Raw genomic sequence first — 26,261 nt, forward strand, 5'->3', positions numbered from 1 at the left:
AGGATTTAGACAAATGTCATTTCACGAGGTGCAATTCCCCGTCAGTCTGAGCTTTGGCGCATCGGGCGGGCCTGAAACACGCAGCGAGATTGTGACGCTGCAAAATGGCTTTGAGGAGCGCAACACGCCATGGTCACAGTCGCGCCGCAGATATGAGGCGGGCTTGGGCCTTCGCGATATGGATGACGTTGCCGCAGTCTTGGCCTTTTTCGAGGCACGGCGCGGGCCGATCTACGGGTTTCGGTGGAAAGATTGGTCTGACTATAAAAGCGGATTGCCAAGTGCCGCCCCAAGCGAGGCGGATCAGCTGATTGCCATAGGCGATGGGGAAACGGCCGCATTTCAACTGGTTAAGACCTACCGCTCCGGCGCATTCGAGCAACGGCGTGAGATCACCAAACCAGTCGCAGGCACGCTACGCGTTGCAGTGGCGGGCGACACTATGGTTGAGGGTATCCATTTTGAGGTCGATCCCACGACAGGCATTCTCACCTTTAGTGAAATTCCCGAATTGGGCGAAGAAATCACCGCAGGCTATGAATTTGATGTGCCTGCGCGGTTTGACACAGATATGTTGTCCATCTCGAATGCAGGGTTCAATGCGGGCGAAGTGCCTAGCATTCCCGTTGTGGAAATCCGTCTATGAGCGGGCGTGACGCGCTTTTGGCGCACTTGGCAACGGGGGTCACAAAGGTGGCGCGTGCCTGGAAGGTTGAGCGCGCCGATGGCGCCGTTTTCGGGTTCACGGATCATGATCGCGATTTGAGCTTTGACGGGGTTATATTCCTTGCAGAGAGCGGTCTTTCGGCGGGGGCATTGGCACAGGCTACGGGCCTGTCGGTGGATAACGGCGTGGCTGTCGGTGCCTTGCGCGATGATGTGATCGCCGAGGCGGACATCAAACGGGGCCTTTACGATGGGGCAGAGGTGACCGCCTATTTGGTGCAATGGGACAACCCCACCGCGCGGATGGTTCAGTTCAAAGGCACAATGGGGGAGATCACCCGAAAATCTGGCGGGTTTGAGGTGGAGCTGAGCGGCCTGTCTGAGCCGTTAAACCAATCTCGCGGACGCGTATTTTCGCGCAACTGCGATGCGATTTTGGGCGATGCACGCTGTGGCGTTGATCTGGATAATGCGGCTTTGTGGATCAGCGACACGGTGACTGAGGTCATGCAGGGCGGGCATGTTCTGCGTTTTGAGGCGGCGGCAACCCTTGCCTTTGGCCCTGCACATTTCGAGCGTGGACGGGTTGAGCGGGCAGGGCAGCTTGCCCTGATCAAACTTGATCAACGCTTTGAAACCTATCGACAGATCACCTTGTGGTCAGCGATTGATGTGAGGGCAGGTGATGTCGTTCACCTACGTGCGGGATGCGACAAAATATGGACGACCTGCCGCGACAAGTTTCAAAACCTGATGAACTTTCAAGGTTTTCCCGACATTCCAGGGGAAGATTGGCAAATCTCATACCCTGCGCGCGCGGATGATCGTAGCGGCGGAAGCCGCCGATGACAGAGATTGTCGATATCGCGCGCGACTGGATTGGAACGCCCTATCTGCATCAGGCGAGTGTGAAAGGTGCGGGCTGTGATTGTCTTGGTTTGATCCGTGGCGTTTGGCGATCTCATCTTGGGGCTGAGCCTGAAGTGCCGCCTGCCTATAGCTATGATTGGTCTGAGGCCACGGGAAAAGAAATCCTGTGGCAGGCAGCCCTGCGTCATCTGTGCCCTGTTTCAGCGGAGGATGTGAGGGTTGGGGATGTGCTACTTTTTCGGATGACCGAGACGGCGGTGGCAAAACATTTAGGGATTTTGTCGAGGCCCGCGCCCGCGCCCCATTTCATTCATGCCTATAGCGGACATGGCGTTGTTGAAACGGCGCTTGGGTCTGCGTGGGCACGGCGCATTGTGGCGCGTTTTCGGTTTCCAGAAAGGTATAATGTCTGATGGCAACGCTAGTTTTATCGGCGGCAGGCGCCGCGATTGGGGGCATGATTCCTGGCGCCATTTTTGGCGTAACAGGGGCGACCATCGGGCGCGCTGCGGGGGCGATGATTGGACAAAGATTTGATGCGCCCTCTGCTGGTGTTGGATCTACATCGGTGTCGCAGGGCTATGTTGATCGATTTCGCCTAACAAGCGCGGCAGAAGGGGCGGGTATGCCCCGCCTTTATGGTCAAATGCGTATCGGTGGTCAGGTAATTTGGGCCAGTCAGTTCAAAGAAACTGTCACGACCAGCACCCAAAGCATTGCAACGGGACGGGGCAAAGGCGGTCGTGGGTCGGGCGCCGTTGAGCAAACCACAACGCGGTATAGCTATTCAATTTCCCTCGCCGTGGGTATTTGTGAAGGGCCCATTCTTGGCATTGGTCGGATTTGGGCCGATGGTATGGAGCTTGATCCCGCCACAGTTGAATATCGGCTTTACACGGACAGTGACGATCAACTGCCTGATGGCAAGATAGAAGCAGTCGAAGGGGCAGGGCAGGTGCCTGCTTATCGCGGCGTGGCCTATGTCGTCTTTGAAGATTTGCAATTGGCCGCTTTTGGAAATCGGGTGCCGCAATTTGCCTTTGAAGTGGCCCGCGCCGCAGAACCACCCGAAGGCCTTGATGCGCCTGTTTTAAACACGGCTGTGCAGGCGGTGGCCCTTATTCCGGGCACGGGCGAATACGCACTCTCCACCCGATCCGTTACATTTGAGGAGGGATTGGGGCGTGTGCGCAGCGCCAATATCAATTCGACCTCAGGACGGCCAGATTTCACCACCGCGCTTGAGCGATTAGAGGCGGAATATCCCGCGCTCTCCTCCGTTCTATTGGTCAGTAGTTGGTTCGGGGATGACCTGAGGGTTGGCCAATGCCGTATCCGACCCAAGGTTGAACAACGTGATGTGGATGGCCGCGAAATGCCATGGCAATCAGGCGGCATTACGCGCGATCAAGCTGAGGTCATCGCGCGGATTGACGGGCGATCGGTGTATGGCGGCACGCCCGCAGATGACGCAGTGATCGAGGCGATTGCAACGCTGAAATCTCGGGGCATCAAGGTCCTGCATTACCCATTTTTGTTGATGGAAATCTTACCGCAAAATGGCTTGCCTGATCCTTATGGCGCTTCGGAGCAGGCGGCCTTTCCTTGGCGGGGACGGATCACCACAGATATCGCACCAGAACGCGTGGGAAGTGCAGGGGGAACTGCGGCCGTCACCGATGAGGTGGCGGCCTTTTTTGGCACAGCATCGGCCAATGATTTTTCGATTGGCGAAGGATCGGTTGGCTATACTGGGCCAGATGAATGGAGCTATCGCCGTTTTATTTTGCACAACGCCGCCCTGTGCGCGGCCGCAGGCGGGGTAGAGGCGTTTTCCATCGGATCAGAGATGCGCGGTCTGACCAGTCTCAGAGATCGTGTTGGATTTCCCGCAGTTACGGCGCTGCGCGCACTCTTGGCCGAGGTACGGTTGATTTTGCCAGAGGCCAAACTTGGATATTCCGCAGATTGGAGCGAATATTTTGGGCATCATCCACAAGATGGAACGGGGGATGTCTTTTTCAACCTTGATCCGCTTTGGTCTGATCCCGCGCTCGATTACGTGGGAATTGATAACTACATGCCCTTGGCAGATTGGCGCGATGGGGCTGACCATCTAGACGCGCAAATCTATGACAGCGAGAAAAATATCGCATATCTGCAAGCCAATATTGAGGGCGGTGAAGGATATGATTGGTTCTACGCCAGCCCTGCGGATCGTGATGCGCAGAACCGTAGCACGATCACCGATGGCCTCGCCAACAAGCCATGGGTGTTTCGATATAAAGATATGCGCAATTGGTGGGCGAACCCTCATTTTGACCGGATAGACGGGGTTGAGGGGAACGCACTTGATCTGCGCGGTGAGGTTGCAGAAGCGGCCACAGCGCAGAACGCGACAGTCGAAAACCGCGTTGGCCTGAACCCATCAGGGCGGGCGGTCGCGCAGATTACCCTTTTCACTGGGGGGCGCGTGTACCTATCGCGGGCATTGGAGGTTGATAAGGTTTACCGATTTGAGGCGCTTATGCGCAGCAGCGATGGCACGCCGCTGTCGGGCGCGCTGAGCCTTAATGATGGCACTGTGGCTGAGCCCTATAGCCTTGGCGCGGATTGGCAGCGCGTCACACTTATATTTACTGCAACAACATCCGCCAATGAATTGAATATATGTGATATTCGTTCAGGTGGCGATAGTGGTACCGTTGATGTATCCGAAATCGCCTTGGTGCCTGAGGACGCGCAAACAGCATGGGTGCCGCGCGCCAAACCAATTTGGATGACAGAAATCGGCTGCCCCGCAGTGGATAAGGGGGCCAATCAACCGAATGTCTTTCTTGATCCAAAATCAAGCGAGAACGCAGTGCCCTATTATTCGAACGGCGCACGCGATGATGCGATGCAAATGCAATTCCTGCGGGCCTGGTTCGGGTATTGGGGGAATCCCGCAAAGAATCCCGTCTCAGATGTCTATGATGGGCCGATGATTGATATGCGCTTTAGCCATATCTGGGCGTGGGACACCCGCCCTTACCCTGCTTTCCCTTTGCGGGATGACACGTGGTCGGATGGCAAAAACTATGCGCGGGGGCATTGGCTGTCTGGTCGCGCTGCGGCACAGCCCTTATCCGCTGTGGTTGCTGAAATTTGCGCGCGCGCAGGCGTGCGGGATATTGATGTCAGTCGTCTTTATGACGTGGTGTCAGGGCATATCAGCCTAGAGCAAGACAGCCCGCGTGGTCAGCTGCAGGATTTGATGCAAGCCTATGGGTTTACCGCATTCGAGCGAGAAGGTGCCTTGCGTTTTGCAGGCCTGCCGTTGCGGGCAAAGGATGACATCACTTCAGATTACACGGCGGTTGATGGTGAAACAGGGGGGATCACTCTGATCCGAGATGGGGCAGCGGATGATCTAGGCACCATTCAATTGGGATTCAGCGAGCCCGAGCGGGGCTATGAGCCTGTGACAATAGAGGCGCGCTTTCCACAATCTGACCCCACGACAGTGCGACAGGCGCGCCTCTCTCTGGCATTGCGGCGCGGTCAAGCCAAGGCGATTGCATTGCGTTGGATGGCAGAGGCCCGCTTGGCCCGAGATAAAGCGGTTTTTTCGCTTCCACCTTCGCGCCGCGATATTGGGGTGGGCGATGTTATAACAACGGATAATAGGGATACATGGCGCATTGAGCGAGTCGAAGATCGCGGCAGCCTATCTTTGGAGGCCACGCGTGTTGATTTATCGCTGCGCAACAACATTGAAGAAGTTGAGGGGCCATTGCGCTTTATCGGGGGTGTCGCGCCTACGCCCGTGACGCCCGTCTTTTTTGATCTGCCCCTCTTGCGGGGAGATGAAAACCCTGTGGCACCCTATATTGGCGCAACCGCCGTGCCATGGCCGAACCGCGTGGCGGTTTATTCAAGTGATGCAGGGGCCTTGGGGGGTGTGCGGCTTGATCAAGTCTTGGATCAGCCCATGATCCTTGGACAAACCGAAACTGTCTTGAGGCAAGCTCAGGCAGGCATTTGGGATCGCGGGGGTGAGTTGCGGATCCGCCTTGTGTCGGGGGCATTCTCCGCAAGCGACACAAAAAGCGTTCTGAACGGGTCGAATTTGGCGTTGATTGGCACTGGTGATGGCGCTGAGTGGGAAGTCTTTCAATTTGCGAATGCCCGTTTGATTGCGCCAGATCTATGGGGGGTTTCGATGCGACTGCGGGGGCAGGCGGGGAGTGACGGGATCATGCCCCCAGAATGGCCGATTGGAAGCTATGTTGCCTTGATTACACCGGCCATCGCACAAATTGATCTTGCGCTTTCAGCGCGGGGTTTGGCGCGAGATTATCGCATTGGCCCTGCATCGCGCAATTTCGATGACCCAAGCTATGTGATGCGCAGCCTTGCCTTTGAGGGGGCAGGATTGCGGCCTTATGCGCCTGCGCATCTGCGGGCGCGGTGGCAAGCAGGCGGGTGGGATATCACTTTTATCCGCCGCACACGGATTGACGAGGATAATTGGCAGGGCGCCGAGGTGCCCCTTGGAGAAGCGCGCAAGGCTTACCTTTTGCGTATTCGCAAAGATGGGATCGCTCTGCGCGAGGTCAGCCTAGATCAGCCAAACTATCGCTATGATGGTGCAGATATCGCGCCAGCCCCTTTTGATATTGAAGTTGCCCAAATCTCCGACAGTTTCGGGGCGGGGCCATTTGCAAGGATCATGATCAATGACACTTAGCCCTAATCTTGCACTGCCGTTTCTCAGCGCAGCACAGGCACAAAAACATGTTACAGTGAACGAGGCTTTGACCCGTCTAGATAGGGTGGTTCAATTGCGGCTGAGCGGGATTGACACGAACCTTCCCCCCGCAAATCCTGCGGAAGGGTCGATTTATGCGGTTGGGGCCACTGCCCAAGATGATTTTGCGGGTCACGCAGGGCAACTCGCGCTGTTTAGCAATGGGGGATGGGATTACATCACGCCCGCAATCGGGTGGCAGGGCTATGATGTGAGCGCCCGTGAAATCTTGCGATTTGATGGCGTGACGTGGCAACGCCCGCAGATCAGCGGCGCGCCCTTGGGCGGGGGCGTTGAGGTGCGATCCGCATCCCTTGATCTCGTGATTGCCCCCGGTGCGAGTGCCACAACAGACCCGATTTTTCCAGAACGCAGCATCGGGTTGGGGGTCACGGGATTGGTCACATCCACGCTCACGGGCACGCTGAGCACATGGGCGATTGGGGTCGCAGACGACCCCTTGCGATTTGGATCAGGCATATCTTTGGGTGTCAATTCATGGGTGAAAGGGCCGCAAGCGCCGCTTGTTTATTGGTCACCAACGGCCCTCACCCTGACTGCAGAAGGCGGTGTGTTTTCAGGTGGAACGGTGCGATTGGTGGCGCATTATATTGAATTAAGCCTGCCCGATTGGGTCTAAACCGCCCCAAAATTTTGAAAGCGCATTGGGTTTTCAAATATGCTATACCTGCTATATCGGTCGCCTGAATTGACGTGATGGAGGCAGAATATGGCCCAAACACATCCAAAACCATCGAAGCTGGATCCTGTATGGGATCGTATCTTGCGCGAGGCGGAGGAGGCTATTGTGGCCGAGCCTCTGCTGGGTGGTGTGATCCATGGCTGCGTGCTGCATCATAAATCGCTAGAGGCGGCACTGGCCTATCGAATGTCGCAGAAGCTAGCCTCAAGCGAGATGAGCGAACAAATCCTGCGTGAGATTGCAGACGAGGCCTATCGCAGCGACCCATCTCTTGGGGCAGCGGCCCGTGCAGATATTGTTGCCGTGACGGATCGCGACCCTGCCTGCCATCGTTTCATCCAACCGCTTCTCTATTTCAAAGGGTTTCAAGCGGTGCAGGCCTATCGTTTGGGTCATTGGCTGTGGCGGCAGGGACGGCGCGATTTTGCATATTTCATCCAAATGCGCACCTCTGAGCTATTCGGCGTGGATATCCACCCCAATGCGCGGATCGGGCAGGGGATCATGATCGACCACGCGCATTCTATCGTGATCGGTGAAACGGCCGTGGTCGGCGACAATGTGTCGATGCTGCATTCGGTGACCTTAGGCGGCACAGGCAAAGAGGAAGAAGATCGGCATCCCAAAATTGGGGATGGCGTGTTGATCGGCGCAGGCGCCAAAGTTTTGGGCAATATACGTGTTGGTCACTGCTCGCGCATTGCCGCTGGTTCTGTTGTCCTGCACGAGGTGCCTGATTGCACCACAGTTGCAGGGGTGCCTGCAAAGGTTGTGGGTGAGGCAGGGTGCGCACAGCCCTCTATCAGCATGGATCAACTTTTACCAACTGGCAAAAACGAATAAGGAAAAGCCCGCCAAAATGGCGGGCTTTTTTCTTTATTAGCTTGCCGCGCGCGATTGGCGTTTACGCTCGTGCGGATCAAGGAAGCGCTTGCGCAAACGGATCGAATTTGGCGTCACTTCAACCAGTTCATCATCATCAACATAGGCGATGGCCTCTTCGAGGCTGAATTGAACATGCGGGGTCAGGCGCACTGCCTCATCAGAGCCAGAGGCGCGCACATTGGTCAATTTCTTGCCCTTAAGCGGGTTCACTTCTAGATCATTGTCGCGGCTATGTTCGCCAATGATCATGCCTTGATAGACCTTTTCCTGCGGGCCAATGAACATGCGGCCACGCTCTTCAAGGTTCCACAGGGCATAGGCCACGGCCTCGCCATCTTCCATCGAGATCAAAACGCCTGCGCGCCGACCGGGAATTGGCCCTTTATGGGGTGCCCATTCGTGAAAGACGCGGTTCAGCACACCTGTGCCGCGCGTATCGGTCAAGAATTCCCCGTGATAGCCGATCAAACCCCGCGATGGCACATGTGCCACGATACGGGTCTTGCCGCCATTTTGCTTCATCTCGACCAGATCGCCCTTGCGCGGGCCTGTGATTTTCTCAATCACCGCCCCTGCATATTCATCATCCACATCGACAGTCACTTCTTCGATGGGTTCTAGACGTTGGCCGCCTTCCTCACGGAACAAAACTTGCGGGCGGGAAATCGACAGTTCAAACCCCTCGCGGCGCATGTTCTCGATCAAGACACCCATCTGCAATTCGCCGCGCCCTGCGACCTCAAACGCCTCGCCGCCAGGTGTATCAGTGACCTTGATGGCCACATTCGATTCCGCCTCTTTCATCAGACGCTCACGGATCACGCGGCTTTGCACCTTTTTGCCATCGCGGCCTGCAAGAGGGCTGTCATTGATGCCGAAGGTCACAGTAATCGTAGGCGGGTCAATCGGTTGCGCAGGGATCGCCTCGGTGACTTGGGGCGCGCAGATTGTATCTGCCACAGTGGCCTTGGTCATACCCGCAAGGGTCACAATATCCCCCGCTTCAGCTGCATCGATGGGTTGCTGGCCCAAGCCGCGGAAGGCCAAGATTTTGCTCACCCGAAAGCTTTCGATTTGGGTGCCATCACGTGACAGCGCCTTAACGGTTTCATTTGGCTTTAGCGTGCCGCTTTCAACGCGCCCTGTCAGGATGCGCCCAATAAACGGGTCAGAACCAAGCGTTGTGGCCAGCATCCGAAACGGCGCGCTGCATTCTGCAATCTGACGCGGGGCAGGGACATGGCGCATCACCAATTCAAACAGCGCCGTCAAATCCTTGCGCGGCCCTTCTAGCGATGTATCCGCCCAACCAGAGCGCCCCGATGCATAGAGATGCGGGAAATCAAGCTGCTCATCACTTGCCCCAAGCGAAGCAAACAGATCAAAACATTCGTTCAAGGCGCGATCAGGCTCGGCATCAGGTTTATCCACCTTGTTCAGCACAACAATGGGGCGCAGACCTAGCGCCAGTGCCTTGGACGTTACGAATTTCGTCTGCGGCATTGGCCCTTCTGCGGCATCCACCAACAACACCACGCCATCCACCATGCTCAAAATGCGCTCCACCTCACCGCCGAAATCGGCGTGGCCTGGAGTGTCCACAATATTAATGCGCGCGCCATTCCATTCCACACTAGTGGCTTTCGCCAGAATAGTGATCCCGCGCTCGCGCTCTAGGTCATTGCTGTCCATCGCGCGCTCAGCCACGGCTTGGTTCTCGCGGAAGGCGCCCGATTGCTTGAGCAGCTCATCAACAAGGGTTGTTTTGCCATGGTCGACATGGGCGATAATCGCGATATTACGCAGTTCCATCGGAATTCCTTATCCGCAAAGGGGGAGAGTTTCGCAGGCCCATAACGGCAAAGCCCGACAAAAGCCAGACGCAAATGCGCGGGGCAGGGATTGAGAGTGCAGGGATGTGGCGGAGAGACAGGGATTCGAACCCTGGGTGGAGTCACCCCCACAACGGTTTTCGAGACCGCCCCGTTCGACCACTCCGGCACCTCTCCGCGCTTTGGGTCAGGGTGGTGGGGGAATAGCGGCAGGCGGCAGGGCGCGCAAGGGGGTGTGGGCAGCTGCTTGCAAGATTTTTTGCGGCCTTGAATGCATAGCCCTATTTGCCATGATTTGCCTCTGACTTCACCTTGACAGCCAAACGCCCTTGGGGCATACGCAGCGCACAGGCCGCGCGAGGTGACTCGGGCGGTTTCTGATTTTTGTGATGAACGCCCTGAAAACAGGGTGCGCAGCCAGAGGCGCAAGTGGGTCAAACCCTTGCATCAACACCCCAAGGCGGGGGCCACACGGCGCGGAACTGGAAAGGAAAGACCCATGTTCGCGGTCCTTAAGACAGGCGGCAAACAGTATAAGGTGCAGGCGGGTGACGTTCTGCGCGTTGAAAAACTGGCTGCTACAGCGGGTGAAACCGTTCAATTCAACGAAATTCTGATGGTCGGTGGCGACAAGCCTGTGCTTGGTGCGCCGCTTGTGTCTGGTGCTGCTGTTCAGGCCACTGTGATCGACCAGATCAAAGGCGAAAAGCTGATCCACTTCGTCAAGCGCCGCCGTAAGCACAGCTCGAAGCGCACGAAGGGCCATCGTCAGCAACTGACCCTGTTGCGCGTGACAGAGATCCTTGCCTCGGGCGCGGATAAATCTGGCGTTAAGGCGGCTGTTGGCGCGGGTTCTGTTTCTGCGGCTGAAATGGCAGCCTTGGTTGCAGCAACCCCTGCAAAAGCCCCAGCGAAAGCGCCTGCCAAGAAGGCAGCGGCGCCGAAGGCGACAGACGCGGCAGAGAAGCCTGCAAAGGCAGCCGCGAAAAAGCCTGCGGCCGCAAAGGCAGAGGATGCAAAGGCAGACGCCCCTAAAAAGGCCCCTGCCAAGAAAGCAGCCCCTAAGAAGGACGCCGCTGATAAGAAAGCCGCAGCACCTAAAAAGGCAGCTGCGAAACCCAAAGCCGCGAAAGCGGACAAGGCATAAGGAGAGAGACACATGGCACATAAAAAAGCAGGTGGCTCGTCCCGCAACGGTCGCGACAGTGCTGGTCGCCGCCTTGGCATTAAGAAATTCGGTGGCGAAGCCGTAATTCCAGGTAACATCATCTGCCGTCAGCGCGGCACAAAATGGTGGCCGGGTGAAGGTGTTGGCATTGGCAAAGATCACACGATCTTTGCAACCGCTGAGGGCAATGTCAGCTTCCGCAAGGGCTTTAAGGGCCGCACATTTATCTCTGTGTTGCCGACAGCAGAAGCCGCTGAGTAACGCCACGCTTTTCGCGATGATTTCGAAAAGGGGCCGGCGTTTCAGCCGGCCCTTTTTTCGTTGGTTAAGCCCTATAATGGGGCAATAGGTGCGATCATGAAGCAAGACAAAATCACCACGCAATCTGTCATCTCGACAGATCGCTTTCAGCTGCGCCCCTTAAGCATGGCGGATACAGGGTTGATGTCGCTTTACGCATCCGACAAACGGGTGGCCGAGATGACACCCAATATCCCGCATCCGCTGCCCCCAGGGGCAGTTGAAGCCATGATTGAACGCGCCTTGGCGGATCAATCCCAAGATGTGATTTGGGCCATTGATGCCAGCCCTTCAGGTGGGGCGGAATTGGTTGGCGTGATCGAATTGCACCAAATGGATCGCGGGCAGTCAGAAATCCGCTATTGGGTGGCCCCCACAATGTGGAACACGGGTATCGCCTCTGAAGTGGTGCGCGCCCTCATTGCTGCCAATCCGCTGGCCAATGACACAATTTTCGCAAGCGTCTTTCAAGACAACCCAAGCTCGGCCCGGGTTTTGGTGAATGCAGGCTTTGAATACTTAGGCGATGCAGAAAGCTATTCAGTCGCGCGCAGCGCGGCATTGCCCACATGGACATATTTGAAAAAACTGATCTAAGGCGCTAAGGCAGGTCAGACATTCCGAATTTGGCAAGGGAGCGCCATAAGCTACCCGCGAAAGGTGAACTTATGAAATTCCTTGATCTTGCCAAAGTTTATATCCGCTCGGGCGCGGGCGGTTCTGGCTGCGTCAGCTTTCGCCGCGAAAAATTCATTGAATATGGCGGCCCTGATGGTGGCGATGGCGGGCGCGGCGGTGATGTCTGGGCGGTTGCGGTTGATGGGCTAAACACCCTCATTGATTTTCGCTATCAGCAGCATTTCTTTGCCAAAAACGGGCAGCCTGGCATGGGGCGCCAGCGCACGGGTAAAGATGGTGACGAGATCATTTTGCGCGTGCCTGCGGGCACAGAAATCCTAGACGAGGATATGGAAACCGTCATCGCCGATCTGACCGAGGTCGGCCAGCGCGTGCTATTGGCCAAGGGGGGAAATGGCGGCTTTGGGAATTTACATTTCAAATCTGCCACCAATCAGGCCCCCCGCCGTGCAAATCCTGGCCAAGAGGCGGTCGAGCGCACCATTTGGCTGCGCCTTAAACTGATTGCGGATGCGGGGCTTTTGGGTTTGCCAAATGCGGGAAAATCGACATTTCTCGCAGCAACGTCCAATGCCCGCCCGAAAATCGCGGATTATCCCTTTACCACCCTGCACCCGAATTTGGGGGTTGTTGGGGTCGATGGGGTTGAATTTGTGGTTGCTGACATTCCTGGTTTGATCGAAGGCGCATCTGAGGGCAGGGGGCTTGGCGATCTCTTCTTGGGTCATATTGAACGCTGCGCGATCTTGTTGCATCTCATTGACGGCACATCCGAGGATGTCGTGGGTGATTGTGAAACCATTCTGACCGAGCTAGAGGCCTATTCAGACGCGCTGTATGACAAGCCCCGTGTCACAGTTCTCAATAAAATTGACGCGCTCAGCGATGAAGAAATCGCCGAAAAGCGCGAGGCTCTGCAAAAGGCGATTGGCGGTAAAGTCATGTTGATGTCAGGGGTCGCAAAAACAGGCGTGACCGAGGTGTTGCGGGTCTTGCGCGCGGGGATTGATGACAGCAATCTGCGCCAAAAGAAATTGGACGCAAAGGAAGACGAAGCGTGGCGGCCATAACACAGCCCCAGCAGGCGGTGCCGCAACTGGCACAGGCGCGGCGATTGGTGGTTAAAATCGGCTCGGCCCTTTTGGTCGATGGTGTATCGGGCCAATTGCGCGAGGCATGGTTGCAAGATTTGACCGCGGATATCGCGCGGCTGCGCAATCGCGGCACGGATGTGATCGTGGTGTCGTCTGGCTCAATCGCGCTTGGTCGCGGCGTGCTTGAATTTGGGGCCAAGGCGCTCTCCCTTGACGAGGCGCAGGCCGCCGCCGCCGTAGGGCAAATCCGTTTGGCCCGCGCCTATGAAGAATATCTCGCCCCGCATGGGATTACGGCCGCACAAATCCTGCTGACCTTGGATGATAGCGAAGATCGGCGGCGCTATTTGAACACGCGCGCAACCTTTGCAACGCTTCTCGCACAAGGTGCTGTTCCCATCGTCAACGAAAATGACACTATTGCCACCGATGAAATCCGCTATGGTGACAATGATCGTCTGGCGGCGAATGTGGCCGCCATGGCGGGCGCGGATCAATGTATTTTGTTGTCAGATGTGGATGGGCTTTATTCCGCCAACCCTTCACAAGACCCAAGCGCCATACATTTCCCCATGATCCATGACATCACCCCTGAGATCGAGGCGATGGCAGGCGATGCGGGAACGGGTCTGTCAAAAGGTGGCATGAAAACCAAACTGATGGCCGCACGCAATGCCATGAGTGCAGGATGCGCCATGGCGATTGCCCAAGGGGCGGTGAGTGCGCCCCTTGCGGCGATTGAGGGCGGCGCACGGGTGACATGGTTTATTCCAACACTCGACCCTCAAGATGCGCGCAAGCGTTGGATTTTGGGAATGAAGCCCAAAGGTAGCCTGACCTTGGACGCAGGCGCGTTGCGCGCGCTCAATCTGGGGAAGTCTCTGCTGCCTGCTGGGGTGCATAAGGTTTCAGGAAGTTTCTTGCGCGGCGATCCTGTAGAACTGCTTGGCCAAGACGGCGCGCATATCGGAATTGGCTTGTCGCGCTATAGTGCCGATGAAACCAAGATTATTGCAGGCCATCATTCTGATCAGATTGAAGAATTACTTGGCTATCCAGGGCGCGCGGCCTTGGTGCATCGCGATGACATGGCCTTATAAGGGAGGGCTGCGCCAGTGACAGAGGATATCACAGGATTGATGAACGAGCTATGCGCGGGCGCGAAAACTGCGGCGCGCGCCTTGGCCACAGCATCGGCTGAACGCAAACATGCAGCCCTGATTGGCGCGGCAGACTACGTGTGGAAATCCCGCGCAGATATTCTGGCCGCGAATGCGCAAGATCTGGATTACGGACATGAAAAAGGGCTGACAGCGGCGATGATGGATCGCCTCACCCTGACCGAGGATCGACTGCGCGATATCGTGGGTGGCCTGCGGGCGATTGCAGAACAGCCTGATCCGATTGGCGCCACGATTGCAGAATGGGACAGGCCCACAGGGTTGCATATCGCCCGCGTGCGCACCCCGCTTGGGGTGATTGGCGTCATCTATGAAAGCCGCCCCAATGTGACTGCGGATGCAGCGGCGCTCTGCCTCAAATCTGGCAATGCCGTGATCTTGCGGGGGGGATCGGAAAGCTTTCATTCTTCGCGCGCCATCCATGCTGCGATTGTCCGTGGCATTACTGAGGCTGGCCTGCCCGCAGAGGCCGTGCAAATCGTGCCAACACGGGATCGCGCGGCTGTCAGCGCCATGTTGAATGCACAAGGACAGATTGATGTCATCGTGCCGCGCGGTGGCAAGGCCTTGGTCGGTTTGGTGCAGGCTGAGGCCCGCGTGCCTGTCTTTGCCCATCTTGAAGGCATCTGCCACATCTATATCGACAAGGATGCCGATTTGGATAAGGCGCTGCGCGTGGTGTTAAATGCAAAAACCCGCCGCACAGGTATTTGTGGCGCGGCTGAATGTTTGCTGATCCATCAAGACGCGATCAATAGCCATGCGGAACCCATTATTGCCGCACTTCTTGCCGCAGGGGTTGAGGTGCGCGCCGATGGGGCCTTGGCAGATATCGCAGGCACAAACCGCGCCGCACCAGACGATTTTGGCAAGGAATTCTTGGATATGATCATCGCCGCCAAGCCCGTGGAAAACCTATCTGCTGCGATGGATCATATTGCCCAGTTTGGCTCGGGCCATACGGATGCGATCCTGACGGAAAACCCTAAGGCCGCGCAGATTTTTGCCGCGAATGTCGACAGCGCGATTGTGATGGTCAACGCCTCAACCCAATTCGCCGATGGTGGGGAATTTGGAATGGGCGCTGAAATCGGTATCGCCACAGGCAAAATGCACGCCCGCGGGCCCGTAGGCGCAGAGCAGCTGACCTCATTCAAATATATCGTCAAAGGAAATGGGACGACCCGCGCATGAGTAAAGATCCCAAAACCACCAGTCAGATCATCCGCCGCCAAGCCATGGATATTGGCGCGGCGCGGCCAGTGGCCACGCCTTTACACCAATCCGTGGTCTATGCCGCAGGCAGCCCTGACCAGCTGGATGCGCAATATAGTGGGCAATTAGCGGGCTATACCTATGCGCGCGAAGGTCATCCTAACGCAGCCGCATTGGCCGCGCGTATTGATGCCTTAGAAGGCGCAGAGGGCGGCCTGATCACGGGGTCTGGCATGGCCGCAATCACAGCCGCACTTCTGGGGCTTTTGAAGGCGGGTGATCACATGATCGGCGCTGACCAGCTATATGGCCGCTCCTTGCGGTTGATGTCGCAAGACCTGCCGCGTTTTGGAATCGAGACGGGTCAATTTGATCCGACCGATGCGCCAAGCCTCAAACGCGCCCTTCGCCCCAATACAAAATTGGTTTTGGTCGAGGCCCTCTCAAACCCCACCTTGCGTGTGGCCGATATGGCAGGCATTGCCAAGATTTGCACCCAACATGGTTTGATCATGGTGTTGGATAACACCTTCACCACGCCCGCAATGATGCGCAGCTATCAGGTCGGGGCAGATATCATCATCCATTCCGTGACCAAGCTTTTGGCGGGCCATGCCGATGTGACCTTGGGATATGTTGCCGCGAAAAACCCAGACCATCGCAAAGCGATCTATGATTTTGCGGTCACAACGGGCATGACGCCTGCACCCTATGAATGTTGGTTGGCCGAACGGGGTCTGTTCACCTTTGATCTGCGCTATGCGCGGGCACAGGAAAATGCCGCTGCCTTGTCCGAATTTTTGGCCCACCATCCAAAGGTAAAGCGCGTGCTATATCCAACGCGTCCTGACCACCCTGATCACAACCGCGCCATGGCGCTATTTGAGGGGCAGGGGGGCAATATGCTGTCCTTTGAGATTGAGGGCGGTCGCGAGGCGGCCAATCGCTTTGTGCAAGCGGCCCCCAATATCGCCTTTGCGCCCACATTGGGGGATGTGGCCTCCTCTCTTAGCCATCCCGCCTCGAGCAGTCACCGCGCCTTAACGCCAGAGGGGCGCGCGGCCCTTGGCATCAGCGAAGGCTTTTTCCGCCTGTCAGTCGGGATTGAAGATGTGACGCAACTGAAATCCGATTTCACAGCGGCATTGGCGGCGGTCTAAACCCTGATCTACCTGTCCTTATCGCCCAAAACCAACAGGCTAACCGTAAACCCCAAGGCCTGATTTTCCAGTTCTTGTCGGATCAAAGAGGGGTCAGGCAACTTATCGCAAATGACCACCAACCGCCCCCGAAATGCGGCCTTGCGCAGTTGAACCGCCAATTCAATCGCGTCAAATTTCGGGCCAATCAAGGGTGAGATCACCATATCAGGGCGCTCAGTGGCCAAAATTTCGGGCATTTTATCAATATTCGCCGCCATAACCATTTCCGCGGCATCAACCACCATGCGCGGCAAACGAGATGCGAGATTTGGGGGAACATCCACCAAAACCAAGTTGCGCATCTGACGCAACGCGGTGTCGTTATTCGAAGCCGATGACATCGTCCCGCACTCTCAATTCGGACATCTAAGCCCTAACGCCTAATCCATTATCCGCCGCAAAATCGTTACAGATGCAACGAATTAGAATGAAAAAGCACAAAAAAAGGGGCGGTCGACATTTTCTGAAACTTGGCGAAGCTAAAGAGCGTATTGATTCGACCCTTTACCCCCCGAAAAGGCCCAGAAAATGACCAACACCCATTCCTTTGAGGCAATTGTGACAGCCATGTTCGATTGCGTGCCTGACCCAATGGTGCGCTTGGGGCCAAATGGTATTTTGCTCGAACAAAACGAAGAAGCTGAGGCCATGTTTGGAACATGGGCGCAAGGCCGCTCTTATGTGACACTGTTTCGCCAGCCTACTTTAGCACAGGCGATTGAGCAGGTTTTGCAATCTGGCGTCTCATCCGAGGCGGAATTTATCCAAACCAGCACCGCAGGGGCCGAGCGGTTTATCGTGCGCATCACGGCCTTGCCCGAAGCAAATCTGGGCATTGTTTTGCATTTCGAAGATGTCACCCATCTGACCGAGGTCGAAGAAATGCGCCGCGATTTTGTGGCCAATGTCAGTCACGAATTGCGCAGCCCGCTTACGGCAATTCTTGGGTTTATCGAAACACTGCGCGGGCCTGCCGCCAAAGACCCCGCAGCGCAATCGCGTTTCTTGCAGATCATGCAGGATGAAGCACAGCGGATGAACCGCCTGATCGGGGATCTTTTGTCGCTGTCACGGGTTGAATCGCAACAGCGTCAACGCCCCGATCAAGTGATTGACGTGATGCATGTTGTCTCGCGCGTGCAGGCAGCCTTGCGCCCCTTGGTCGAAGAAAGCGGCTGTCAGGTGATGATACAGCGCCCCGATGATGTCAGCACCGAATTGCGCGGCGACAGCGATCAACTGACACAGGTTTTCCGAAACCTTATTGAAAACGCCCTGAAATATGGCGGACAAAACAAGACCGTAACAATCAAGATGCGCCACGAGATGGGGCAGGGCAGCCTTAAGGGCAGGCTTTTATGTGTCGATGTCATCGATCAAGGGGAAGGAATTGATCCCTTGCACATCCCGCGCCTGACAGAGCGATTCTATCGCGTGGACAATCACCGCAGTCGCGCCATGGGGGGAACGGGTTTGGGCCTTGCGATTGTAAAACACATCGTCCAGCGCCATCGCGGGCGTTTGAAAATCACTTCGGAACAGGGGAAAGGCAGCTGCTTTTCCGTGATTCTTCCGAGCGAATAACCATCGAAATCCGCCGTTTTCCTAATGAAATGCTCAAAATTTCCAAATTTCGCAGAATTTTCACAAAATTTGGGCGATCCGAGGGCATTGTCACATAACTGTTACGTTTCTGTCACAAAAGCTTGGTGAACCACGCATAGGCAGGCCCACAAGAGCGCGGCACTGGTGCCCGTTCTGCCAACCCGAAAACCACTTGGAGTGACAGAAGAATGTCTTTCACAAAATTGACCGTTTCCGCCCTTGCCTTGGCGGCATTGTCCGCAACGGGCGCAGTCGCGCAAAGCCGTGACTATGTCAGCATCGCGGGCTCATCCACGGTTCTGCCTTATGCAAATATCGTTGCCGAAGCGTTTGGCGCTGAAACCGATTTCGCAACCCCCGTTGTTGAGGGTGGCGGTTCGTCCACTGGCCGCCGCATGCTGTGCGAAGGCGTTGGCGAAGGCACAATCGATATCGCGAACTCCTCTAGCTTGATGAAAGACTCCGAGCGCGAAGTATGCGCAGGCAACGGTGTAACCCCAATCGAAGTTCGCATTGGCTATGACGGCATCGTATTCGCCTCTGACATCAATGGCCCTTCTTTCGCTTTCACACCTGCAGATATCTACTTGGCGCTTGCCGCTGAGTTGCCTGTTGATGGCGCAATGGTTGCCAACCCAAATGCCAACTGGGCTGACGTAAATGGCGATCTTCCTTCTCAGGAAATCAACATGTTCGTTCCTGGCACGAACCACGGCACGCGCGAAGTTTTCGAAGAAAACGTGATCCTCGCAGGTTGTGAGGATACTGGCGCAGCAGAAGCAATGGCTGGTATGGGCATGGACGAAGATGCAGTTGAAGAAGCCTGCATGACCCTGCGCACCGATGGCCGTTCGGTTGATATCGAAGGCGACTATACACAGACGCTTGCAAATCTCGACAGCACCCCAACAGGTATTGGCGTATTCGGTCTGTCTTTCTATGAAAACAACACCGACCGTCTTCAGGTTGCGACTATGTCTGGCGTAACTCCAACCGTTGATGCAATTGCATCTGGCGAATACCCCGTATCGCGCCCTCTGCAGTTCTACGTCAAGCAAGAGCATATCGGCGTGATCCCAGGTTTGAAGGAATATGTTGAGTTCTTCATCTCTGACGAAATCGCAGGCCCTGGTGGCCCATTGGCTGAATACGGCCTTGTTCCTGATCCAGAATTGGCAGCGACCCAAGCAATGGTTGCAGGCCTCTAAGATCTGACGGCTTTCTAAATTCGGTCTGGGCGGTTCCACCGCCCAGATCCACCCCGCCCAAAGGGCAAAACTTAAAAGAGCAGAGCGGACGACCAAATGCCCCTGACAATCAGCATTTCGCTTGTTTTGGCCCTAATTGCAGTGCTTGCGATTGTGGGCTTTTTTATCGGGCGCGCCCGCGCGATTTCTGTCGCAAACGGGGTCGAGTCGAGCCTGCATTCACTTCCGAAACAGCATGGCATGCATGTGGCCCTTGCGGCCTCTGTGCCAGCACTGATTTTCATTATTCTCTGGTCGATTGGATCAGGGATTGCTTCGAACAGCTATACCGCTTCGATCATTGATCCCAATGCACCTGAATTGCAGTTATCCGCTGACGTTACCGATGGCTTGCCGCAGGACGAGATAGACGTCCGCCTTGCCGCGCAGCGCGATCTCTTCGTTGCGAATGTCAAAGGGTTGGCGGTTGCGATTGATGGCTATATCGCCAATGGCAACGCAACCGAAGCCGATGTTGAGGGCTGGCGTGTAGATTTCACCCCGTTGGCGCAGCGCTTGCGCGATGACGGGCAAATTATTGGCGCGAATATCTCGCAAAAAATGTTTGAGACCGCTTTGCGCCTGCGCGGCTTTAACGCCACGATCGAACTGATAGGGCGGCTCGGCGCAGTATTTTTGGCCATCGGCGGGTTTCTCTATGGTCTAAAATTGATCAACCGCGATTTCCGCGCCCGCATCTCGGTCGAGCGTTGGATTCTTGCCTTTTTGATCTTTGCCTCCACTATCGCCATTTTGACCACTGTTGGCATTCTGTCAGCCATCACATTCCCCACATTAGCCTTTTTCAAGGAATACGGGATTTTCAATTTCCTCTTTGGGATGGAGTGGGCCCCTGCAGGTGATGTTGCAGGCGCGCCTGAGGGGCCAGATGGCAGCTATGTCTCGGCGCTTGGCTTTTTGCCTTTGATATGGGGCACGCTTTACATTGCGCTTGTGGCACTTTTGGTTGCGGTTCCCTTAGGCCTCTCTGCGGCAATCTACCTGTCGGAATTCGCCCCAAGCGCGCTACGCGCCACGATCAAACCCGCGCTAGAGATCCTCGCGGGGATCCCGACAATCGTTTATGGTATCTTCGCCCTTGTGACAGTCGGCCCGTTTTTGCAGGCGGTGGTGGGGTCAACGATTATGCCCAACACGGTCTCTGTTCTGACCGCAGGCGTGGTGATGGGGATGATGTTGGTGCCGTTCGTCTCGTCATTGTCCGATGATGTGATCAATGCCGTGCCACAGGCGATGCGGGATGGCTCGCTTGGTCTGGGGGCGACACCCGCGGAAACGGTGACCAAGGTGATCTTGCCTGCCGCGCTGCCTGGCATTGTGGGCGCCATCGTTTTGGCCGCGTCCCGCGCGATTGGGGAAACCATGATTGTGGTTCTGGCCGCAGGCGCGCTGTCTTCGGTCACAGGGTTGGAGCCAAACCCATTCGGGGCGGTTGTGACTGTGACAACCCGCATTGTGGCCGTTCTCACGGGCGAGGGGTCAGGGTTCGACTCGATTGATGTTCTGGCGGTTTTCGCGCTGGCCTTTACACTCTTCTTCGTCACGCTGGGGTTGAACCTGCTCGCACAGCGGATTGTTGCCAAATATCGGGAGCAGTATGACTGATGACTGATCTGTCCAACCCCTCTGATCTGCCAAAGCGCAGGATGCAATCGTTGTATGCCCGCTCAGAACAGGTGCAAAAGCGCCACCAAAAGGGTCTTGCGCTGCGGATTCTTGGCATCTCGGCCATCACAGTGGTTTTGTTTTTCCTATGTGTGCTTCTGTGGTCAATCGTCTCGCGCGGCATTCCCGCGCTCTGGCAATATCAAGCCGAGATTGAACTCTATTACGACCCTGCAATTCTGAATGAAAACGGGGGCGAAGTTACGCCAGAGGAACTCGCTGACGTCAGCCTGCGCTCGGGGTTTGAGCGCGGGATTTACGCAAACTCTCTCAAGGCCACAATTGAGGCCGCAGGGATTGACGTCATGGCCACTGTGACCGCGCGCTACGCTGACCGTGCGGAGGAAATTCTTGCCCAAGCAGGGCTCATGGATGGGGCAGGGGTGCCTCTGTCGGATCTGCGAAACGGTGCTGTTGCAGGGGGTGATGTCGCCCGTATCTTCGGCCAAGCGGGCAGCGCTTTGCGCGGGGCACAATCTGCCCTTGAGGGCGACGATGTCGCGGCCGCAAATACCGCGCTTGAGGCCGCCGTTACGGCCCTTTCTGGTGCGGGCTTTGCATCTGCCGCGTCACAGGTTCAGGCCATTGCCGATGGGATCACGGTTGATGCCATGCCCGCTGCCGCCGCCGCATTGGCGCAAACAGGCCTGCAATCTGCCTTACTCGATGCCGCAGGTCTGATGCGCCAACCCGCTGAATTTGATGATGCGGCCTTGGCCTCGATGATCTATGCCGCCAATCGCCGTGATACGCGTGATTACCTCGTAGCTAATCCCAATCTGGTCGGCGAAACTGAATTCACAGGCGTGCCTGTTGCAATCTCGCTCACCCGCTATCTGACGGGTGAATTGCAAGGCCGCGGTCAGGCCGATATGCCACCTGGTTTTGGATTGGGTCATCTGGCCATGGCGGATGCAATGGTTGAGGCCGACATCATCAATCGCCATTTCCATTGGAAATTCTTCACCAATCTTTACTCGCAAAGCGGTGAGATTACGGGGATCGGCCCTGCCTTGATGGGCTCGCTCTATATGATGCTGGTGGTGTTGGTGTTCTCGCTGATTTTTGGGGTCGCAGCCTCGATTTATCTTGAGGAATTCGCGCCCAAAAACAAATTCACCGATTTCATCGAGATCAACATTGCCAACCTTGCGGCGGTGCCGTCCATCGTGTTCGGTATCCTTGGGGCCGCAATTTTGTTCGCGCTGACGGATCTTGGAATTACAACCTCCATTCGCGGCACGGCCTTGCTTGGTGGCTTTGTTCTGTCTTTGATGACACTGCCCACCATTGTGATCGCGACCCGCGCGGCCCTCAAGGCGGTGCCGCCTTCAATCCGCGAAGCAGCCCTTGGGGTAGGGGCCTCGAAGGTGCAGGCCATGTTCCACCATATTCTGCCCCTCGCAGCGCCTGGCATTCTAACGGGCACGATTATCGGTATCGCGCAGGCCCTTGGGGAAACCGCACCTTTGCTGTTGATTGGTCTGTCTGTATCAACGGGCGCGGATCTGCTATCCTCGCCCTTCAGCGGGGGTCTGTTGGAGCAGACACAATCGATGCCAACGGTTGTTTACCTTTTGGCACAAAATGAAGATGCGCCTGTGCGCGAAGGTTTGGCACAATCCGCGATTATCGTGATGCTGGCCCTTCTGTTCTTGTTGAACTTCCTCGCCATTATCCTGCGCCGTAAATTCGAGCGGAGGTGGTAAGTCATGGAGACGAAAGTGAATAATATGCAACTCGACACCCGTATTGCAGGCGAGGATGCCATCAAGATCGCCGCGCGCAATGTGCAGGTCTATTATGGCGACACCCATGCGATTAAGGATGTGAATGTCGACATTCTCGATAAAACTGTGACCGCCTTTATTGGGCCGTCAGGCTGTGGAAAATCGACCTTTCTGCGCTGCTTGAACCGCATGAATGACACCATCTCGATTGCGCGTATTGAGGGCGATATTCGCATTGATGGCGAGGATATTTACGACCGCCGCGTTGACCCTGTGCAATTGCGCGCCAAGGTGGGGATGGTGTTCCAAAAACCAAACCCGTTTCCGAAATCCATTTACGAAAACGTGGCCTATGGCCCGCGCATTCACGGCTTGGCCCGCAGCAAGGCTGATCTAGACGAGATTGTCGAAAAAAGTTTGCGCCGTGCGGCCCTGTGGGATGAGGTGAAAGACCGCCTTGATGCCCCGGGAACGGGTCTATCGGGCGGGCAGCAGCAGCGCCTTTGTATCGGGCGGGCTGTGGCCACCAACCCTGAGATTTTGTTGATGGACGAGCCTTGTTCAGCGCTTGACCCTATCGCGACCGCGCAGGTGGAAGAATTGATTGACGAGCTGCGCAGCAATTATTCGGTCGTGATTGTAACCCACTCGATGCAACAGGCCGCACGCGTCAGCCAAAAGACCGCGTTTTTCCACCTAGGAAACTTGGTTGAATTTGACGACACCTCAAAGATTTTCACCAATCCCGAAGACCCGCGCACCGAAAGCTATATCACGGGCCGTATCGGCTAATTCTCGGCTTGGAAGGGCTGCCATGAACACGAATGAACATATCGTTTCCTCATTTGACCGCGACCTAGAGAGCATTCAGGCGGGGATCATGAAGATGGGCGGGTTGGTCGAGGACTCGATCCATAAATCGGTCTTGGCTTTGGACACGCGCGACCCTGAACTGGCCGATCTGGTGCGGGCAGGGGACGCGGCCATTGATGCCTTGGAAACCCAAGTGAACGAGGAAGCCGCGCGCATTTTGGCCTTGCGCTCGCCGACAGCGTCCGATTTGCGCACGGTGCTTTCTGTTTTCCGCGTCTCGACCAATTTGGAACGGATTGGGGATTATTCCAAAAACATCGCCAAGCGCAGCCATGCGGTGATGGCGCAGCCCCCGATTGAGGGCGCAACTGCCTCACTGCGCCGAATGGCGCGCGAGGTGGAACTGATGCTTAAAGATGTGCTTGATGCCTATATCCAACGGGATCTGGGCTTGGCCGAAGATGTGCGCGAGCGCGATCTTGAAATTGATCAGATTTATTCTGCACTTTTCCGCGAATATCTGACCTTTATGATGGAAGATCCAAGATCAATTACGGCCTGTATGCATTTGCATTTTATGGCAAAAAATATTGAGCGCATGGGGGATCACGTCACCTCGATTGCAGAGCAGGTGGTCTATCTCGTAACAGGCGCAATGCCTGAGGATATCCGCCCCAAGCAAGATGTGATCTCTGAATCCTCTAACAAGTCGTAATCCAACAAAAAAGTAGCGTAACATGGCACATTCCCCCGTAATTTTGGTTGTCGAAGACGAACCCGCACAGCGCGAGGTTTTGGCCTATAATATCGCGGCCGAAGGGTTTGACGTGCTGACCGCCGATAGCGGTGATGAGGCATTGCTTATCGCGCGCGAAACACCGCCCGATTTGATTATCTTGGATTGGATGCTGCCCAATGTGTCAGGCATCGAAGTGTGTCGTCAGTTAAAGTCAGGCACGCAAACGGCGCGGATACCTGTGATCATGCTTTCTGCGCGATCCGAAGAGGTCGACAAAATTCGCGGCCTTGAGACGGGCGCAGATGACTATGTCACGAAACCTTATTCCTTGGCCGAACTTCTGGCCCGCACCCGCAGCCAGTTGCGCCGCACACGGCCATCTTCGGTGGGGGAGACATTGGAATATGAGGATATCAAACTCGACACCAGCGCACATCGCGCATTCCGCGGTGAAGCACAGATTAATCTTGGGCCGACTGAGTTTCGTTTGCTGACCGCCTTCATGGAACGTCCTGGTCGCGTTTGGAGCCGTGAACAATTACTCGACCGCGTCTGGGGCCGCGATATCTATGTCGACAGTCGCACAGTCGATGTTCATGTTGGCCGTCTGCGCAAGGCGCTGCGAGGCGGGGGCGAGGGCGACCCAATTCGCACTGTGCGCGGCGCCGGATACGCTCTTGGGTGATCAGAGGGGCGCGAGATTTTGCGCCTATCCATTTATCCGATAATCATGATTATGTTAATTATTGTAATGCGGAAACACGCAGGATCACTTCAATAAAGCAACGCAACCACCTAATTTAACGAAGAAATAATATTCGCTCGACAGCCATCCCCCCGCGCAGATACATTCAATTCGCTAAACTTGGGGGTTGTTATGGTTGATGCACGAACTGCGCGTTACTTAGCCTGCGCTGATGCCGAGAGCTTGGTCACGCTTCATCAAGAGATGCTGACGTCTTACGGCTTTCGCTGTTTCATATATGCCACCAACCCAATTGCTGCTGAATTTGGCAAAACGGGTCACGCGCATGACAACCGTATCCTGCACAACTGCCCTAAAACGTTGGTTGCGGGCTATGTTGGCGAAAATCTCTATCGCGTCTGTCCTATCGTCAAATGGGCCATGTCCAACACTGGTGCAGAACCTTGGACACATCTGTCATCAGCGACACCTGATGGAACCGCGTTATCTCGTGCCGAGCGCGAATTATATGAGCTTTTTGCGGCTCACGCGATTACAGCGGGATATACAGTTTCGCTGCCACAGCGCCACCATGCGGCAAATGCGGAATTCGGATTGATCGGCGCAGAACATATGACCCAAGAGACACTTATCGACATCTGGGATGAATATGGTGCAGCTATCTTTGGCTATTGTCATCTGTTTCACCTATGCGCCACTGCACTGCCCGTATCGCCACATTTGCGAATCTTAACCGAACGACAGCGCGAAGCGTTGGAATTGGTAATCAAGGGACGCACCATGCGCGAGATAGCCTTTGCCATGGAGATAAATGTAACAACGGTTGAGAAACATCTACGCGGCGCACGAGATGTGCTACAGGCTGACACAACTGCGCAAGCCGCCGCTAAGGCACTGGTTTTAAATCAAATTTTTATTTGAGATTGATCGCAGAGCAAGTTTATTAACCAATTTTTAACCTATCTCACAGTTGCGTGACCATGGTCAGCCCTGAGGAATTCCTCAGTGTCGAATGTTCTTAAATTGAATATAATAACGCTATGTGTCGCGCGGTGTCCCCCGCAGGCACATACAGGTTGTACCTAGAGCAACCTGTCAGTCCCGCGTCCCCAAATTAAAAGCGGGCTGTTGGCGGCGTCATTCATGTCCCTGAGTGACGCCGTTTTCATTTAACAAGAAAAAAGGCAG

The 26,261-nt window shown here is 55.7% G+C and carries 23 protein-coding genes and 1 tRNA gene; 21 read left to right on the forward strand and 3 right to left on the reverse strand.

Annotated elements, in window-relative coordinates; all coding sequences use genetic code 11:
* Window positions 1-13: 13 nt before the first annotated feature.
* The 6 genes from I3V23_02575 (at window position 14) to cysE (ending at window position 7,874) form a co-directional block, all read left to right on the forward strand.
* Entirely contained in the window at window positions 14-646 is a 633-nt protein-coding gene (locus I3V23_02575; protein ID QPI85896.1) for a DUF2460 domain-containing protein, read from the forward strand.
* Window positions 643-1,515 (forward strand): DUF2163 domain-containing protein, encoded by an 873-nt coding sequence (locus I3V23_02580; protein QPI85897.1) that lies wholly within the window; start codon window positions 643-645, stop codon window positions 1,513-1,515. The genes I3V23_02575 and I3V23_02580 overlap by 4 nt, the downstream gene beginning before the upstream one ends.
* The gene (locus I3V23_02585) at window positions 1,512-1,949 is read left to right on the forward strand and encodes a C40 family peptidase (protein QPI85898.1); all 438 of its coding nucleotides are present in this window, start codon (window positions 1,512-1,514) and stop codon (window positions 1,947-1,949) included. The genes I3V23_02580 and I3V23_02585 overlap by 4 nt, the downstream gene beginning before the upstream one ends.
* A complete protein-coding gene (locus tag I3V23_02590; GenBank protein ID QPI85899.1) occupies window positions 1,949-6,268 on the forward strand; it encodes a glycoside hydrolase/phage tail family protein in 4,320 nt (1,439 codons plus the stop codon). Before I3V23_02585 ends, I3V23_02590 begins: the two co-directional genes overlap by 1 nt.
* The gene (locus I3V23_02595) at window positions 6,258-6,968 is read left to right on the forward strand and encodes a DUF2793 domain-containing protein (GenBank protein QPI85900.1); all 711 of its coding nucleotides are present in this window, start codon (window positions 6,258-6,260) and stop codon (window positions 6,966-6,968) included. Before I3V23_02590 ends, I3V23_02595 begins: the two co-directional genes overlap by 11 nt.
* Before the next feature lie 90 nt (window positions 6,969-7,058).
* Window positions 7,059-7,874 (forward strand): serine O-acetyltransferase, encoded by an 816-nt coding sequence (cysE, locus tag I3V23_02600; GenBank protein ID QPI85901.1) that lies wholly within the window; start codon window positions 7,059-7,061, stop codon window positions 7,872-7,874.
* A 36-nt stretch (window positions 7,875-7,910) separates the two neighbouring features.
* On the opposite strand, the gene typA is transcribed toward cysE, so the two are convergent.
* Window positions 7,911-9,728 carry a translational GTPase TypA gene (typA, locus tag I3V23_02605; GenBank protein ID QPI85902.1) on the reverse strand — a complete coding sequence of 606 codons (1,818 nt, stop codon included), beginning with the start codon at window positions 9,726-9,728 and terminating at the stop codon, window positions 7,911-7,913.
* Between the two features lie 107 nt (window positions 9,729-9,835).
* Window positions 9,836-9,925 (reverse strand) — tRNA-Ser (locus I3V23_02610).
* 322 nt (window positions 9,926-10,247) lie between these two features.
* Between I3V23_02610 and rplU the strand changes: the two genes are divergently transcribed.
* The 7 genes from rplU (at window position 10,248) to I3V23_02645 (ending at window position 16,505) form a co-directional block, all read left to right on the forward strand.
* On the forward strand, window positions 10,248-10,895 hold the full coding sequence (rplU, locus tag I3V23_02615) for a 50S ribosomal protein L21 (GenBank protein QPI85903.1): 648 nt from the start codon (window positions 10,248-10,250) through the stop codon (window positions 10,893-10,895).
* 12 nt (window positions 10,896-10,907) lie between these two features.
* The gene (rpmA, locus tag I3V23_02620; protein QPI85904.1) at window positions 10,908-11,177 is read left to right on the forward strand and encodes a 50S ribosomal protein L27; all 270 of its coding nucleotides are present in this window, start codon (window positions 10,908-10,910) and stop codon (window positions 11,175-11,177) included.
* Window positions 11,178-11,273: 96 nt separating this feature from the next.
* The gene (locus I3V23_02625) at window positions 11,274-11,813 is read left to right on the forward strand and encodes a GNAT family N-acetyltransferase (GenBank protein QPI85905.1); all 540 of its coding nucleotides are present in this window, start codon (window positions 11,274-11,276) and stop codon (window positions 11,811-11,813) included.
* 71 nt (window positions 11,814-11,884) lie between these two features.
* Window positions 11,885-12,925, forward strand: a complete 1,041-nt coding sequence (obgE, locus tag I3V23_02630) for a GTPase ObgE (protein ID QPI85906.1) — start codon at window positions 11,885-11,887, stop codon at window positions 12,923-12,925.
* A gap of 17 nt (window positions 12,926-12,942) precedes the next feature.
* Window positions 12,943-14,049, forward strand: a complete 1,107-nt coding sequence (locus I3V23_02635; GenBank protein ID QPI86652.1) for a glutamate 5-kinase — start codon at window positions 12,943-12,945, stop codon at window positions 14,047-14,049.
* A 39-nt stretch (window positions 14,050-14,088) separates the two neighbouring features.
* Window positions 14,089-15,324: a glutamate-5-semialdehyde dehydrogenase gene (locus I3V23_02640; GenBank protein ID QPI86653.1), complete on the forward strand. Its 1,236-nt coding sequence runs from the start codon at window positions 14,089-14,091 to the stop codon at window positions 15,322-15,324.
* 44 nt (window positions 15,325-15,368) lie between these two features.
* Complete coding sequence (locus tag I3V23_02645; GenBank protein ID QPI86654.1) at window positions 15,369-16,505, forward strand: aminotransferase class I/II-fold pyridoxal phosphate-dependent enzyme; 1,137 nt, start codon at window positions 15,369-15,371, stop codon at window positions 16,503-16,505.
* Window positions 16,506-16,513: 8 nt separating this feature from the next.
* Here the strand turns inward: I3V23_02645 and I3V23_02650 are convergent, their stop codons facing one another.
* A complete protein-coding gene (locus I3V23_02650) occupies window positions 16,514-16,888 on the reverse strand; it encodes a hypothetical protein (protein ID QPI85907.1) in 375 nt (124 codons plus the stop codon).
* A 187-nt stretch (window positions 16,889-17,075) separates the two neighbouring features.
* Between I3V23_02650 and I3V23_02655 the strand changes: the two genes are divergently transcribed.
* The 8 genes from I3V23_02655 to I3V23_02690 all read left to right on the forward strand — a co-directional run bounded on the left by I3V23_02655 (window position 17,076) and on the right by I3V23_02690 (window position 25,994).
* Window positions 17,076-18,131 carry a two-component sensor histidine kinase gene (locus tag I3V23_02655; GenBank protein ID QPI85908.1) on the forward strand — a complete coding sequence of 352 codons (1,056 nt, stop codon included), beginning with the start codon at window positions 17,076-17,078 and terminating at the stop codon, window positions 18,129-18,131.
* Window positions 18,132-18,340: 209 nt separating this feature from the next.
* Entirely contained in the window at window positions 18,341-19,360 is a 1,020-nt protein-coding gene (locus tag I3V23_02660; protein QPI85909.1) for a substrate-binding domain-containing protein, read from the forward strand.
* 96 nt (window positions 19,361-19,456) lie between these two features.
* The gene (gene pstC, locus I3V23_02665; protein ID QPI85910.1) at window positions 19,457-21,025 is read left to right on the forward strand and encodes a phosphate ABC transporter permease subunit PstC; all 1,569 of its coding nucleotides are present in this window, start codon (window positions 19,457-19,459) and stop codon (window positions 21,023-21,025) included.
* Window positions 21,025-22,794, forward strand: a complete 1,770-nt coding sequence (pstA, locus tag I3V23_02670) for a phosphate ABC transporter permease PstA (GenBank protein ID QPI85911.1) — start codon at window positions 21,025-21,027, stop codon at window positions 22,792-22,794. Before pstC ends, pstA begins: the two co-directional genes overlap by 1 nt.
* Window positions 22,795-22,818: 24 nt before the next feature.
* A complete protein-coding gene (locus I3V23_02675) occupies window positions 22,819-23,607 on the forward strand; it encodes a phosphate ABC transporter ATP-binding protein (GenBank protein ID QPI86655.1) in 789 nt (262 codons plus the stop codon).
* 22 nt (window positions 23,608-23,629) lie between these two features.
* On the forward strand, window positions 23,630-24,343 hold the full coding sequence (gene phoU / locus I3V23_02680; GenBank protein ID QPI85912.1) for a phosphate signaling complex protein PhoU: 714 nt from the start codon (window positions 23,630-23,632) through the stop codon (window positions 24,341-24,343).
* Window positions 24,344-24,365: 22 nt separating this feature from the next.
* Window positions 24,366-25,052: a phosphate regulon transcriptional regulator PhoB gene (phoB, locus tag I3V23_02685; GenBank protein QPI85913.1), complete on the forward strand. Its 687-nt coding sequence runs from the start codon at window positions 24,366-24,368 to the stop codon at window positions 25,050-25,052.
* A 192-nt stretch (window positions 25,053-25,244) separates the two neighbouring features.
* On the forward strand, window positions 25,245-25,994 hold the full coding sequence (locus tag I3V23_02690) for an autoinducer binding domain-containing protein (GenBank protein QPI85914.1): 750 nt from the start codon (window positions 25,245-25,247) through the stop codon (window positions 25,992-25,994).
* The last annotated feature ends 267 nt before the right edge of the window (window positions 25,995-26,261 follow it).

The organism is Rhodobacterales bacterium HKCCA1288 (assembly GCA_015693905.1).
Taxonomy (GTDB): Bacteria; Pseudomonadota; Alphaproteobacteria; order Rhodobacterales; family Rhodobacteraceae; genus M30B80.

What these genes read in the sequence shown, in the direction of transcription:
- I3V23_02575 (QPI85896.1), top strand. Translation starts at nt 14, where the DNA reads ATGTCATTTCACGAGGTGCAATTCCCCGTCAGTCTGAGCTTTGGCGCA.
- I3V23_02580 (QPI85897.1), top strand. Translation starts at nt 643, where the DNA reads ATGAGCGGGCGTGACGCGCTTTTGGCGCACTTGGCAACGGGGGTCACA.
- I3V23_02585 (QPI85898.1), top strand. Translation starts at nt 1,512, where the DNA reads ATGACAGAGATTGTCGATATCGCGCGCGACTGGATTGGAACGCCCTAT.
- I3V23_02590 (QPI85899.1), top strand. Translation starts at nt 1,949, where the DNA reads ATGGCAACGCTAGTTTTATCGGCGGCAGGCGCCGCGATTGGGGGCATG.
- I3V23_02595 (QPI85900.1), top strand. Translation starts at nt 6,258, where the DNA reads ATGACACTTAGCCCTAATCTTGCACTGCCGTTTCTCAGCGCAGCACAG.
- cysE (QPI85901.1), top strand. Translation starts at nt 7,059, where the DNA reads ATGGCCCAAACACATCCAAAACCATCGAAGCTGGATCCTGTATGGGAT.
- typA (QPI85902.1), bottom strand. Translation starts at nt 9,728, where the DNA reads ATGGAACTGCGTAATATCGCGATTATCGCCCATGTCGACCATGGCAAA.
- rplU (QPI85903.1), top strand. Translation starts at nt 10,248, where the DNA reads ATGTTCGCGGTCCTTAAGACAGGCGGCAAACAGTATAAGGTGCAGGCG.
- rpmA (QPI85904.1), top strand. Translation starts at nt 10,908, where the DNA reads ATGGCACATAAAAAAGCAGGTGGCTCGTCCCGCAACGGTCGCGACAGT.
- I3V23_02625 (QPI85905.1), top strand. Translation starts at nt 11,274, where the DNA reads ATGAAGCAAGACAAAATCACCACGCAATCTGTCATCTCGACAGATCGC.
- obgE (QPI85906.1), top strand. Translation starts at nt 11,885, where the DNA reads ATGAAATTCCTTGATCTTGCCAAAGTTTATATCCGCTCGGGCGCGGGC.
- I3V23_02640 (QPI86653.1), top strand. Translation starts at nt 14,089, where the DNA reads ATGAACGAGCTATGCGCGGGCGCGAAAACTGCGGCGCGCGCCTTGGCC.
- I3V23_02645 (QPI86654.1), top strand. Translation starts at nt 15,369, where the DNA reads ATGGATATTGGCGCGGCGCGGCCAGTGGCCACGCCTTTACACCAATCC.
- I3V23_02650 (QPI85907.1), bottom strand. Translation starts at nt 16,888, where the DNA reads ATGTCATCGGCTTCGAATAACGACACCGCGTTGCGTCAGATGCGCAAC.
- I3V23_02655 (QPI85908.1), top strand. Translation starts at nt 17,076, where the DNA reads ATGACCAACACCCATTCCTTTGAGGCAATTGTGACAGCCATGTTCGAT.
- I3V23_02660 (QPI85909.1), top strand. Translation starts at nt 18,341, where the DNA reads ATGTCTTTCACAAAATTGACCGTTTCCGCCCTTGCCTTGGCGGCATTG.
- pstC (QPI85910.1), top strand. Translation starts at nt 19,457, where the DNA reads ATGCCCCTGACAATCAGCATTTCGCTTGTTTTGGCCCTAATTGCAGTG.
- pstA (QPI85911.1), top strand. Translation starts at nt 21,025, where the DNA reads ATGACTGATCTGTCCAACCCCTCTGATCTGCCAAAGCGCAGGATGCAA.
- I3V23_02675 (QPI86655.1), top strand. Translation starts at nt 22,819, where the DNA reads ATGCAACTCGACACCCGTATTGCAGGCGAGGATGCCATCAAGATCGCC.
- phoU (QPI85912.1), top strand. Translation starts at nt 23,630, where the DNA reads ATGAACACGAATGAACATATCGTTTCCTCATTTGACCGCGACCTAGAG.
- phoB (QPI85913.1), top strand. Translation starts at nt 24,366, where the DNA reads ATGGCACATTCCCCCGTAATTTTGGTTGTCGAAGACGAACCCGCACAG.
- I3V23_02690 (QPI85914.1), top strand. Translation starts at nt 25,245, where the DNA reads ATGGTTGATGCACGAACTGCGCGTTACTTAGCCTGCGCTGATGCCGAG.